General features: G+C 66.7%; 15 protein-coding genes and 2 tRNA genes. 6 read left to right on the top strand and 11 right to left on the bottom strand.

All coding sequences use genetic code 11. The features are described 5' to 3' along the window. Positions 1 to 66: 66 nt before the first annotated feature. The 4 genes from CUTER_RS00130 to gyrA form a co-directional block, all read right to left on the bottom strand. A tRNA-Ala gene (locus CUTER_RS00130) sits at positions 67 to 139 on the bottom strand. A 13-nt stretch (positions 140 to 152) separates the two neighbouring features. Next, positions 153 to 226, bottom strand: a tRNA-Ile gene (locus CUTER_RS00125). A 168-nt stretch (positions 227 to 394) separates the two neighbouring features. Next, positions 395 to 751 carry a DUF3566 domain-containing protein gene (locus CUTER_RS00120; RefSeq protein ID WP_047258722.1) on the bottom strand — a complete coding sequence of 119 codons (357 nt, stop codon included), beginning with the start codon at positions 749 to 751 and terminating at the stop codon, positions 395 to 397. Positions 752 to 753: 2 nt separating this feature from the next. Continuing rightward, a complete protein-coding gene (gene gyrA / locus CUTER_RS00115) occupies positions 754 to 3,309 on the bottom strand; it encodes a DNA gyrase subunit A (protein WP_082121188.1) in 2,556 nt (851 codons plus the stop codon). A gap of 101 nt (positions 3,310 to 3,410) precedes the next feature. Between gyrA and CUTER_RS00110 the strand changes: the two genes are divergently transcribed. Then, the gene (locus tag CUTER_RS00110) at positions 3,411 to 3,638 is read left to right on the top strand and encodes a hypothetical protein (RefSeq protein ID WP_047258721.1); all 228 of its coding nucleotides are present in this window, start codon (positions 3,411 to 3,413) and stop codon (positions 3,636 to 3,638) included. Beyond that, positions 3,635 to 3,895, top strand: a complete 261-nt coding sequence (locus CUTER_RS00105) for a hypothetical protein (protein ID WP_047258720.1) — start codon at positions 3,635 to 3,637, stop codon at positions 3,893 to 3,895. Before CUTER_RS00110 ends, CUTER_RS00105 begins: the two co-directional genes overlap by 4 nt. A 28-nt stretch (positions 3,896 to 3,923) precedes the next feature. On the opposite strand, the gene CUTER_RS00100 is transcribed toward CUTER_RS00105, so the two are convergent. From CUTER_RS00100 to CUTER_RS00070, 7 genes are read right to left on the bottom strand one after another with little or no spacing between them, the layout of a single operon-like run. Continuing rightward, on the bottom strand, positions 3,924 to 4,775 hold the full coding sequence (locus tag CUTER_RS00100; RefSeq protein ID WP_047258719.1) for a prenyltransferase: 852 nt from the start codon (positions 4,773 to 4,775) through the stop codon (positions 3,924 to 3,926). Next, positions 4,762 to 5,058 carry a lycopene cyclase domain-containing protein gene (locus tag CUTER_RS00095; RefSeq protein WP_047258718.1) on the bottom strand — a complete coding sequence of 99 codons (297 nt, stop codon included), beginning with the start codon at positions 5,056 to 5,058 and terminating at the stop codon, positions 4,762 to 4,764. The genes CUTER_RS00100 and CUTER_RS00095 overlap by 14 nt, the downstream gene beginning before the upstream one ends. After that, positions 5,055 to 5,366 (bottom strand): lycopene cyclase domain-containing protein, encoded by a 312-nt coding sequence (locus tag CUTER_RS00090; RefSeq protein WP_047258717.1) that lies wholly within the window; start codon positions 5,364 to 5,366, stop codon positions 5,055 to 5,057. The genes CUTER_RS00095 and CUTER_RS00090 overlap by 4 nt, the downstream gene beginning before the upstream one ends. After that, positions 5,359 to 6,918: a phytoene desaturase family protein gene (gene crtI / locus CUTER_RS00085; protein ID WP_047258716.1), complete on the bottom strand. Its 1,560-nt coding sequence runs from the start codon at positions 6,916 to 6,918 to the stop codon at positions 5,359 to 5,361. The genes CUTER_RS00090 and crtI overlap by 8 nt, the downstream gene beginning before the upstream one ends. Further along, the gene (locus CUTER_RS00080; RefSeq protein ID WP_047258715.1) at positions 6,911 to 7,801 is read right to left on the bottom strand and encodes a phytoene/squalene synthase family protein; all 891 of its coding nucleotides are present in this window, start codon (positions 7,799 to 7,801) and stop codon (positions 6,911 to 6,913) included. Before CUTER_RS00080 ends, crtI begins: the two co-directional genes overlap by 8 nt. Next, positions 7,788 to 8,747: a polyprenyl synthetase family protein gene (locus CUTER_RS00075; protein WP_047258714.1), complete on the bottom strand. Its 960-nt coding sequence runs from the start codon at positions 8,745 to 8,747 to the stop codon at positions 7,788 to 7,790. Before CUTER_RS00075 ends, CUTER_RS00080 begins: the two co-directional genes overlap by 14 nt. 6 nt (positions 8,748 to 8,753) lie before the next feature. Next, positions 8,754 to 9,536 carry a glycosyltransferase family 2 protein gene (locus tag CUTER_RS00070; RefSeq protein WP_047258713.1) on the bottom strand — a complete coding sequence of 261 codons (783 nt, stop codon included), beginning with the start codon at positions 9,534 to 9,536 and terminating at the stop codon, positions 8,754 to 8,756. 243 nt (positions 9,537 to 9,779) lie between these two features. Here CUTER_RS00070 and CUTER_RS00065 point away from each other — a divergent pair, with 243 nt between their 5' ends. The 4 genes from CUTER_RS00065 (at position 9,780) to CUTER_RS12000 (ending at position 11,503) form a co-directional block, all read left to right on the top strand. Beyond that, positions 9,780 to 10,220 carry a DUF6918 family protein gene (locus CUTER_RS00065; protein ID WP_047258712.1) on the top strand — a complete coding sequence of 147 codons (441 nt, stop codon included), beginning with the start codon at positions 9,780 to 9,782 and terminating at the stop codon, positions 10,218 to 10,220. 125 nt (positions 10,221 to 10,345) lie between these two features. After that, positions 10,346 to 10,564, top strand: coding sequence for a P-loop NTPase family protein (locus CUTER_RS12010; RefSeq protein WP_330217686.1), 219 nt, complete (start codon positions 10,346 to 10,348; stop codon positions 10,562 to 10,564). A gap of 316 nt (positions 10,565 to 10,880) precedes the next feature. Beyond that, positions 10,881 to 11,153: a hypothetical protein gene (locus CUTER_RS12005; RefSeq protein ID WP_330217685.1), complete on the top strand. Its 273-nt coding sequence runs from the start codon at positions 10,881 to 10,883 to the stop codon at positions 11,151 to 11,153. 23 nt (positions 11,154 to 11,176) lie between these two features. Then, complete coding sequence (locus tag CUTER_RS12000; protein ID WP_330217684.1) at positions 11,177 to 11,503, top strand: hypothetical protein; 327 nt, start codon at positions 11,177 to 11,179, stop codon at positions 11,501 to 11,503. Positions 11,504 to 11,512: the final 9 nt, after the last annotated feature.

The raw sequence follows: 11,512 nt of genomic DNA, 5'->3' as shown, positions 1-11,512 counted from the left end.
CCATCACTGACCCGGTTGATACAAAAACACCGGCCAGTTCGTGATGAACTGGCCGGTGCGAACCTGTGGAGCATAGGAGAATCGAACTCCTGACCTTCTGCTTGCAAAGCAGATGCTCTACCAATTGAGCTAATGCCCCAGGCTCCAAGTTGTGGGCCTAGCAGGATTCGAACCTGCGACCTCTTCGTTATCAGCGAAGCGCTCTAACCGCCTGAGCTATAGGCCCTTGGAACGAGATGTAACTATACAGAGCGCGACGAATCACGCCAAACTGGCTGGTCAGCGCGTCGTGCCAAGACGCGTCGTGCCAAGACGCGTCGTGCAAAGGCGCGTCGTGCAGAGACACGACGCGGATGTAGTCGACGCGACGGCGGCGCCGACCACACCTCGCCGGCTATTCCGCCGAGTACTCCACGCCGCCAACGAAGTGGACCACCGCGTTGTACACCAACGCCAGCACCGGGGCCAAGAGGGTGTTGATGACCACCATCACCGCACCCATGAGCACCGCCAGGGACATGACCAAGCCGAAGCCAATCCCGTCGCCGCCGATGCCGCCGATGAGCGCATTGAGGGAGTCCCACACGCCGGCGACCTCGCAGGCGACGTACAGCACGGCGACCGCGATGAGCCACGCGACGAACGCCACCAGCGACAGTGCCAACGTGACCTTGAGGACGGACATGGGCGAGACTTCCGCCACCATGAGCCAGCGGCGCAGCGGCGCCTTGGCCTCAGTTTCAGTGGTCATCCTTACTCCTTGTTCTCGATATCGAGCGAGTCCAGGGTCTTTTCACCGGTGGCGACGGCCTTGGCCTCGTCTGCGCCCTCGTCTTCAACGTTGACGTCGATGGCGATGAGCTCGTTGCCTTCCTCCAAGTTAACCAGGCGAACGCCCATCGTTGCGCGAGACGACGGACGAATTTGGTTGACCTCGGTACGGATCACACCGCCGGCCGCCGTGATGGCGAAGATCTGGTCGTCCTCCTCCACCGTGAGCGCGGCGATGAGCTTGCCGCGCTTCGGCGAGTACTTGAAGGTCATCACGCCCATGCCGCCGCGGCCCTGGGTGGCATACTCCTCCACCGCGGTGCGCTTGCCGTAGCCGCCAGAGGTGGCGACGAGGAGGTACTCGCCGTCGTGGACCACGGTCATGGCCAGCAGCTGGTCGTCGTCGCGGAAGCGCATGCCCTTAACGCCAGCGGTGGCGCGTCCCATGGGGCGCAGCTGGTCGTCGTCGGCCGTGAAGCGGATGGCCTGGCCGCGCTCAGAGACCAGCAGGATGTCGTCGCCCGCGCCGGCGAGAGCGGCGCCGATGAGCGAGTCACCCTCGTTGAGGTTGATCGCGATGAGGCCGGCGTGGCGCGCGGATTCGTAGTCCGACAGGCGGGACTTCTTGACCCGGCCGCCGCGGGTGGCCAGGACCAGGTAGGGGGCGTCGTCGTAACCGCTGATCTGGATGACCTGCGCGATGCGTTCCTCCGGCTGCAGCTCCAGGAGGTTGGCGACGTGCTGGCCGCGGGCGGCGCGGCCCGCCTCGGGGAGTTCGTAGGCCTTGAGGCGGTAGACGCGGCCGAAGTTGGTGAAGAAGAGGATCCAGTCGTGCGTGGAGCAGATGAAGAAGTTCTTGACCACGTCGTCCTGCTTGAGCTCCGCGCCGCGCACACCCTTGCCGCCGCGCTTTTGAGACTTGTAGGCGTCGACCTTGGTGCGCTTGGCGTAGCCGGTCTGGGTGATGGTGACCACCACGTTTTCCCGGGCGATGAGGTCTTCGGCGTTGACCTCGCCGGTGTCGGCCACGAGCTGGGTGAGGCGCTCGTCGCCGTACTTGTCGACGATCTCGGCGAGCTCGTCGCGGACGATGGCGCGCTGGCGTTCGGGGCGAGCCAGGATGTCCTTGTAGTCGGCGATTTCCTCTTCGATCTTGGCCAGTTCGTCGATGATCTTCTGCCGCTCCAGGGCGGCGAGGCGACGCAGCTGCATGGCGAGGATGGCGTCGGCCTGGACCTCGTCGACGTCGAGCAGCTGCATGAGCCCGGTGCGGGCTTCGTCCGCCGTGGGCGAACGACGAATCAGGGCGATGACCTCGTCGAGCATGTCGAGGGCCTTGACCAGGCCGCGGAGGATATGGGCGCGCTCCTCCGCCTCGTCGAGGAGGAACTGGGTGCGCCGGACGATGACCTCGATCTGGTGGCGGACGTAGAACGTCAGCATCTGGTCCAGGCGCAGGGTGCGCGGCACGCCGTCGACGATGGACAGCATGTTCGCCGGGAAGTTGGTCTCCAGCTGCGAGTGCTTGTAGAGGTTGTTGAGCACGACGCGGGCGACGGCGTCCCGCTTGAGCGTGACGACGATGCGCATGCCCACCCGGTCCGAGGACTCGTCCTCGATCTTGGCGATGCCCGCCATCTTGCCGTGCGTGACCTGGTCGGCGACGTTGGCAATGAAATTATCCGGGTTGACCGTGTAGGGCAGCTCGGTAATAACGATGGCCTGCCGGGTGCCGATCTCCTCCATCGTGGCCACGCCGCGCATGCGGATGGAGCCGCGGCCGGTGGTGTAGGCGTCACGGATGCCCTGGGTGCCGACGATCTGCGCCGCCGTCGGGAAGTCCGGGCCGAGCACGTACTTCATGCACGCCTCAAGGCGTTCTTCCTCGCCGGATTCGGGGTTGTCCAGAATCCAGAAAATGGCGTTGGCCAGCTCCGTGAGGTTGTGCGGCGGAATGTTGGTGGCCATGCCCACGGCGATGCCGCTGGAACCGTTCATGAGCAGGTTCGGCACCCTCGACGGCAACACATCGGGTTCCTGCGTCTTGCCGTCGTAGTTCGGGGAGAAGTCCACCGCGTTACGACGAATATCGCGCACCATCTCCATGGCGATGGGGGTTAGGCGACACTCCGTGTAGCGCATGGCGGCGGGGCCGTCGTTGCCGCGGGAACCGAAGTTACCCTGGCCGTCGATGAGCGGGTAGCGCATCACCCACGGCTGGGCCAGGCGCACGAGGGTGTCGTAGATGGCGCTGTCGCCGTGCGGGTGGAACTGGCCCATCGTGTCCGACACGGGGCGGGCGGACTTAATGTAGGAGCGTTCGGGGCGGTAGCCGGAGTCGAACATCGCGTAGATGATGCGCCGGTGCACCGGCTTCATGCCGTCGCGCACCTCCGGCAGCGCGCGGCCCACGATGACGCTCATGGCGTAATCGATGTAGCTGGTCTGCATCTCCTCGCTGATGTCGATGGGGAAAATGCGGTCGTACCCGCCGCCGTCGCCGCCGCCAATGCCCGAGCCCGGCTTATCGTCACTCACGTGCCTGGTCCTTTCCTTGCGTACAGTTAATTTCCCCAATTCTAGCCCGCCAAGACCGCGTAACCCCCATCCGGCGGTATCACTGTGATACCAATTGAACTATGGCTTTCACGCTCAGACTCAGCCACGATCAAGAACAAGCCCTCACCCTGCTCGCCTCCGCGCAAGGCTTGTCCAAGCACGAGGCCGCCGTGCGCGCCATCCTCACCGCCGCCGCCCGGCTGCTCGACGACGCCGAGATCACCGAACTCGCCCGCGCCGAACTCGACGGCTTCGCCGCCCACGAAGCCCGCATCCGCCGAGCCCGAACCTCGGGCGGCGACGCATGAGGCGACTGAGCACCGAGCAACTCCTCCTGGTGGCGGATCAGTTCTGCGCCACCGCCGGGGTCCACGTCCGCTCCTTCTCCGCGCTCGCGGCGTGCGCTGCGGTGCCCGGCGCGCGCGTCGACGGGGTGGCGGTCCAGCTCTCCCCCGCGGCCGCCGCCCGGGAGCTGGCCGACGCGATCCGCAGAATGGAGCCGCTCAGCGCCCGCAACGAAGACTTCGCCCGCGTCAGCGCCGGGGTGTACCGGCGGTGGGCCTAGGTCTGCGCAGGCCTGCGCTGGCCTGCGCCTAGGCGAAGAGCAGAAGCATGGTGACCACGAACCCGACAACGTAGTTGAGCCACAAAAACACTCCCCACGCCCGGCGCGTCACCTCACAGGTGGCGTCGGTGACGTTCCAGAACCGCCCCGCGTTGAGGGCGTAGCCGGCGGCGGCGAGCGAGAGGACCCACGCCGACGGCGGCAGCCCCAGCAGTACCAGCGCGGACACCGCGTAGGCGACGGCAGCCGCGCGGGTCGTCGTCCGCGCCCCGAGTTCGGTGGCGATGGAGCTTAAGCCCCCGGCGCGATCTGCCTGCACGTCCTGCACGGCGCCCAGCGCGTGGGAGGCCATGCCCCACAGGAAGAAGGCGAGGATCGCCAGCCAGAAGCCGGGCGTGGCGGGCGTGCCGGTCATGGTCCACCCGACGAGCGCCGGCGTCGTGAAGTGCGCCGAGGAGGTCGCCGAGTCGAGCACCGGGCGTTCCTTGAAGCGCAGGCCAGGCACGGAGTAGGCCACCGCGGAGGCGACGGCGAGGGCCAGCCACCCCGCGGAGGCGGCCGTACCGCCGAGGAGCAGGGCCACGATGAAGGGGGCGTTCGCTGCGGCGGCAGCGACGAGCACCGGCCGGTGGTAACGAGGCGCAAGGACCGCGCCCTCTACGCCGCCCTTACGGGGGTTGTGTATGTCGGATTCATAATCGTAAACATCATTGACCCCGTAGACGATCATGTTAAAAGTGATGAGAAAGAACACCGTCCCCACCACGAGCTGCCACGTGAGGCCCCCGCCGGCGAAGAGGTACGCGGCAGCAAAGGGAAAGGCGGTATTAACCCAGCTAATCGGGCGCGACGAGGCCACGATGACCTTAAGCACTGTCATGGCGATCTCCCTTCCAGAAGGCGGTGATGATGAGCGTGGCGACCAGCGGATAGAACAGGTCCTCCACCGGCATGAGCCCCAGGTACAGCCCGAGGTTGTGCGCTGAGCCGTAGGCGACGTTGCCGGCGTAGATCATGAGGTTGTCGAAGACAATCGTCAGCACCGTCACCACGAGCAGCACGACGGCAGTCACCGCGGATTGGCGCGCGTAGCTCCGTCGGCGCCGCCACCACAGCCCCGCCGCGAGCGCCAGGAAGGGCAGGGACATAAGCACGTAGGTCATCGCGTCATCAGCCTCCGCGCCGCCGAGGTGAGGTTGAGCAGCAGGTAGCTGAGGAAGAACAAAAAGACCGGTTCCTCCACGGGCATCTCCGGGGCAAGAAGGATCCCGGTCATGTACGACGCGTCCCCACGGGCAAACGTGCCGGTGGCGATGCCGGCGACGTCCCAGGCGAGCAGCAGCGCCACGACGACGGCGCTGAGCAGACCGGCGCGGCGGGCGTCGAGGAAGAAGGCGAGCTTCCAGCGGGCGTCGCACGCCACCATGCACCCGAGGGTGACCAAGAGAATGAGCAGGTAGAGGCTACCCATGAACGCTGCCTAGGGGCCCGGCGGAGCCGTCGCCGTCGAGGCGCTTAAGGATGTTCTCTGCGGAGATGAGGCACATCGGCACGCCGACGCCCGGCACGGTGGTGCCACCGGCGTAGTAGAGGCCGCGGACCTTCTTCGAAGCGTTGCGTCCGCGCAGGAAGGCGGATTGGCGCAGCGTGTGCGCCGGGCCGATAGCCCCGCCTGACCAGGCGTGATAGCGTTCGGCGAAGTCGGCCGGTCCGAGGCTGCGCTTGACCACGATGCGCTCGGTCAGGTCCGGGATACCCGCCCACTGGCTGATCTGCTCGACGGCGGCGTCGACGATCGCCGTCACTGCCGCCGACGCCTGCGGGTGGTAGGCGTCGCCGTGGCCGAGGGATTCGTCGGCGGCGACGGGGATGAGCACGAAGAGGTTCTCGCAGCCGGCTGGGGCCACGGTGTCGTCGGTGGCGGAGGGCTTGCACACGTAGAGCGATTGCGACGCGCCCGTCGGCCGGCTGGGGTGAGGGCCGTCGTAGACGACGTCGAAGTCGGCCTCCCACTCGCGGGAGAACAGCAGGGTGTGGTGGCGCAGTTGGGGCAACTCGCCGTCGACGCCGAGCAGCGCGAGCACGGTGCCGAGGCCGGGGTCACGGCGGGCGAAGTAGCTCTCCGGGTAGGAACGCAGGTGCTTGGGCAGCAAGGAGGTTTCGGTGTGGTGCAGATCCGCGGCGGAGACGACGACGTCGGCCGGGATCTCGGCGATCTCACCGTCGCGCAGGACGCGCACGCCCGTGGCCCGTGACCCATCGACCGTGATCGCGGTGACCTCGACGCCGAGCTCGATGCTCACCCCATGCTCCACCGCGAGGCGGTGCAGGGCGGTGACGATGGAGGTGAAGCCGCCCTGCGGGTAGTGCACGCCGAGGGTGAGGTCGGTGTGACTCATGAGGTGGTACATGCTGGGCGCGCGTTCCGGCCTGCTGGAGAGGAACACCGCGGGGTATTGCAGGATCTGGCGCAGCCGGTTATCGGCGAAGCGGCGGTTGACGAAGGAATCCAGGCTCTCGGTGAGCAACCGGGCGAACTGGCGGGCACGGGAGATGACCTCCGCGTTGGCGAAGGGCGCTGGGGAGGCGAAGGTGGTGTAGAGGAAGCGGCGCAGGGCGAGCTGGTAGACCTCGTCGGCGGAGGCGAGGTAGTCGCGCAGCGCGTCGCCGGCGCCGGGTTCGAGGGATTCGAAGAGCGCGCAGGCGGCGTCGAGGCCGTAGGGAACGTCGACGGGCTCCTCGCCTTGCGGGTAGACGCGGTAGCCCGGGTCGAGCAGTTGCAGGTCCAGCTCGGCGGCGGTGGAGGTGCCCATGAGCTCGAAGAAGTGGTCGAAGGCCTCGGGCATGAGGTACCAGGAGGGTCCGGTTTCGAAGCGGAAGCCGTCCACGGACAGCTCCCCGGCCCGCCCACCGGGCTCCGGGTTCTTCTCCACCACGGTGACGCGGTAGCCGCGGCGGGCCAGCAGGCCGGCGGTGGCGAGTCCGGCCACTCCGGCGCCGATAACGACGGCGTGTTTAGTCATGTTCGTTCCTTCTATGTGGTTGTGGGAAACCGGATGCGGTGGCCACCGCCCGAGAGATGAGCAGGGCTTTACGGTGGGCAGGCACGCGCACGCGTCGGCGGCTAAGCTCGGCAGCGTCGACGCCGTCGATGAGCGTGGTGAGCTCGGCAAACAGCGCCGAGGCCGCCATCACCCCGGCGCGGGCTGAGCGCGGCAGCAGCGGGATGATGGCGTCGGCGGCGTCGAGGTCCCGGCGGATGTCGGCGATGATGGCGTCCTTGGCGGGGTTATCGAGCTTGTCCTCCGTGCCGGGAAAATAGGCGCGGCCGAGCTGGTGGGAATCCTCGGCGAAATCCCGCAGGAAGTTGATCTTTTGAAAGGCCGCTCCCAGGCAGCGGGCGCCGTGTTCGAGCCGGGCCCACTCGGCGGGGCCGGGGCGGCGTTCGGCGTAGAAGGCGGCGAGGCAGAGCAGCCCGATGACCTCGGCGGAGCCGTAGATGTAATCATCGAGCGTGGTCGCTGTGTAGGTGGTGTCGGTGAGGTCCCGGCGCATGGAGGCGAAGAAGGCCTGGACATGGTGCGGGTCGAAGTCGCACCGACGGGCGGTGTTGGCGTAGGCGTGCAGCACCGGATCGGTGTGGAAGCGACGCCGGGGGGCGCCGAGCACGGCGCGCTCGTAGGCGTCGAGGTCCCGGGCGGGGTCGGTGCCGGCCTGGGCGGCGGTGCCGTCGACGATCTCGTCGGCGATGCGCACCATGGCGTAGAGGTTGCGGATGTCACGACGCACCGACGGCGCGAGCAACGCGGTCGATAGCCCGAACGACGTCGAGTACGCGGCGATGACTTCTCCCGCCGCGCGGTCGGCCATCCGGTCGTAGCGGTGCAGGTAATCAGGCGTAGGCATGGACGATCTCCTCCACGCGGTCGATGATGTCCGACAGGCCGGCGACGGTCAGCGGCGACAGCTCCGGCGCGCTTAAGCCCCGCCGGGCTTCGGCGAGGAAGCGATCTCCTTCCGCGATGACCTCCTTCACCGCCTCCGGCAGGGTCATGTCCTCCAGGCGCATCGTGAGCAGGGTTTTTCGCCCCGCGTCGAGGTCGCCCCCGGCCACCTTGCCCGTCGCCTCGCTCGTGCCTACCGCGCCGGCGATGTCGTCGGCGGCCTGATAGGCCACCCCCAGCGGGTCAGCCACCGCGCGCAACGCCGCCAAGGTGGCCGGGTCATCGCGGCCGGCCGCCACGGCCCCCAAGTGCAGCGGGGCGGTGAAGGAGTACAGGCTGGTCTTGAGGTGATTGCTCAGGCGCACCCGGTCGATTTCGACGTCGTCGTCCTGCAGGTGAGCCACGTCGAGCATCTCGCCGGAGACGGTTTGGGCGGCGAACCCCGCGAGCAGGGTGCACGCCCGTCGAGCTAAGGCGTCGTCGATGTGCGACGAACACAACGCCTGGAACGTGACGATGAGCCCTAAGTCCCCCGCGAGGATCCCCATGGCGTTGCCGACGGCCGGTGAGCCGGTCTCCTGCGCGATCTCGTGGTGGATTGTGGGCAGCCCGCGCCGGAGGGGGTCGTCGTCGATGATGTCGTCGTGGATGAGGAAGGCGGCGTGGAGGACGTCGACGGCGCCGGCGAAAATCGTCGCCGCGGTGCGCTGCTCACCGCTGACATCGCCCGCCCCGATGTGGACCAGCCGGGCGCGGAGGTGCTTGCCGCCCATCGTCACCCGACGCAGCGCGGCGATCGCGCGCGTGAGATACGGGGAGAAGGAATACGCTTCGGCGTCGTCGAAGCACTTCTCCAGGAAGGACATCGAGTCCGCCACGCGTTCGTCGAAAAGGCGCAGATCGGTCACGTCAGCTCACCTCGTGCCTGGCAGGGTAATCAGCCCGCGTTCGGCGAGGCGCCGGTGCGGCGGCTGGGTGCGAAAGTTCGTCATCATCGTGTGCCAGCCGCGCTGGAAGCGTCGTCTTAGCTGGCCCGCGCCGCGCAGCGCGCGCGGATCCATCGTGACGACGAGGTCCTCCTGGTACCACACCGTCTCCGACGGCGCGACCATGAACGACAGCTGCATGTCCTCGTGGACGGCCACGTCGTCGAAGTCCACCCGATCGCGCACCCCCTGCCAGAAGCTTCGACGCACACTGTAGTTGGTGCCGAACATCGGCGTGTGGCCCAGCGCCGAGCCCACCAGCGTGCGATAGGCCCCGAGGTAGGCGGCCGACGCCAGGTGGCCGACGGGGCCGTCGATGTCGAAGCGGGCGCTTCCCGTCACGGCCACCACTGTGCGCGCCCCGGGTGCGTGCTCAGCGTCGGCGGCGTCCCAAGCGCGGTGCAGACGCTCCACATAATCGGGCGGAGCGACAATGTCGGCGTCGGTGCGGGCGAGGATGTCGCTGGTGGCGGCGTCGAACCCGCACCTCGTGGCGTGGGTGATCCCCTGGCGCGGCTCGGCCACCACGTGCACGCCGGGGTAGGACGCGGCGACGGCGGCGGAGTCATCGGTGGAATTGTTATCGACGACGATGATCTCATCGGGCACGACGGTCTGCGCCTGAAGCGATGCGAGCGCGCGGGCTAGCAGGGCGGCGTCGTTGTAGCAGGGGATGACGATACTGATCGAACGGCGTCGGGTAGATCCCATATCAATAAGTATGGCATGTCACGCATCGGTGGTTATCGCCTGGGTTGCTGCGGCCGTACGGTAGCGTTGCCCCCTCCCCCCGTGTTACGTTTGTGACTGTTGTGGTTACAAGAGTCCTTTGTGACTGTTGTGGTGGAAGAGCTGCAACACGGCTAAACGATCACCGCGGTACCAGCGTCTAGCCAGACAGTTGTGAGCTGGAGAGACCACCGCGGTGGTCGTTTATCGTTTACGCTTGCCGACATGACTGATCTTTCTCAGCTTCTCAACCAGCCTGCCCGCGACGCCGTCGTCGCCGACCTCGACGCCGTGGCAACCAAGGCCGTCGACGAGCAGTCCGGCCTGACCGGCATGGCCATCAAGACCGCCCTCAAGACCCTGCAGAAGGTCGACAGCAACATCGTCTCCAAGGGCATCGACAAGGCCCTGCCGAACCTCCTCACGGACCTCCAGCCGCGCTTCGACGAGTTCGAGGCCACCGGCGAAACCGACTTCGGCGCCTTCCTCGAACCCCGCTCCGAAGAGGTAGCCGAGGACCTGCTCAGCACCGCCGACGGCCTCGTCGCCAAGTCCAGCCGCCCCGGCGTAGACAAGATCTACGGCACCGTCCGCGGCAAGGGCGTCAAGACCGTCAGCCCCTACGTCGCCGAACTCGGCCGGGTCATCCAGCGCCACCTGGCCTAACACCCGGCCACAACGGGGGTGCCGGGGGCCGGTTCAGGCTCAACCGGCACCCCTTAGCAAGGCCGCTGACCTGCCCGAAGGCGGCAAATAGTAAAGAGTAGTAAGGAGCTGCCAGGCTCCACGGCATGAGCTACATCCCGAATCCCTTCCGCGCCAGCATGGGCGCAACGCCGCCTTACCTGGCGGGGCGAGCAGAAGAGATCGCCGATTTTCGAGCTGCCCTCCTCGACGGACCCGGGGCTCACGAGCGCGTATCAATTGTCACCGGACTCCGCGGCGTGGGAAAAACCGTCCTCCTCAACGCCTTCGAGGAGGAGCCCGCGCGCAATCTTGGCGGGTCATAGCTGAGACGGCCACGAAGGAATTTCCCAAGCGCCTCCTGGACAGCCTTTAAACGGTGCAGCGGATAGGCTGAAAACACATGAGAAGCGCCTCAGCGGTCTCACCGTACCCACCATCGGCGGAATCCACTTCACGAACGTCCAGCGCTACCAGCCGGAAGTGACGCTACGCAGCGCTTTGACGGATTTCCTTCACTGGCAGGCGCAACTCAATGACAAGCTCGGATAGGAACCGACGGGCCTGCTTATCACCCTCGACGAGCTGCACCATCAGAGCCGAGAAGAGATCATCGAGTTCGCCACCACCATCCAGCACCTCGTGCGGGAGAACCTCAATATTGCCGTCGCGATGGCCGGTATCCCGCAGGCAATCAAGCCCGTCCTAGCTAGCAACGAGGGCACCAACCCGGTCACCTTCCTACGCCGGGCTAACCGAATCGACCTCGGGCATATTTCAGAGACCAAGGTCTACGACGCGCTGCGCAAACCCGTCGAGGACGCTGGCATCACGTGGGACCTCAATGCACTCGGCGAAGCGGTTCATGCCTGGCTTCAGCCCGGGAAGCGCGTGATAAAGCCCGACGGCGGCTAGGCCAGCTCGTCCACGAGCCGGCGATGCAAGATGCCTCCTTCGTCGACCGCACGTTTTTGGCAGCAATGGCCGTCGACGACGGGCCGCCCTCGATGGCTGACATCGCCCGACGAATGGGCGTGGACGCCCAGTACGCTGGCACCTACCGCCGCCGGCTGATAGAGGCCGAGCTTATTGCCGGGGTTCGGCACGGATACGTCGACTTCGAGCTACCGTACCTGCGGGACTATCTGAAGGACCACATAACAGTCGACGCCATAAGCGGCTCTTCGCGTTTGAGTGTGGGTGAGTGTCTCATCCCCGGGGTGGGTGTCGTGCACACAATAAGGGCCGAGGCCCTAGCAGGATAGGGGATACCA

Source organism: Corynebacterium uterequi (assembly GCF_001021065.1).
In the GTDB taxonomy this organism is placed as follows: domain Bacteria; phylum Actinomycetota; class Actinomycetes; order Mycobacteriales; family Mycobacteriaceae; genus Corynebacterium; species Corynebacterium uterequi.
Note: the sequence above shows the minus strand (reverse complement) of the source record. Positions and strands in the feature narration are given on the sequence as shown.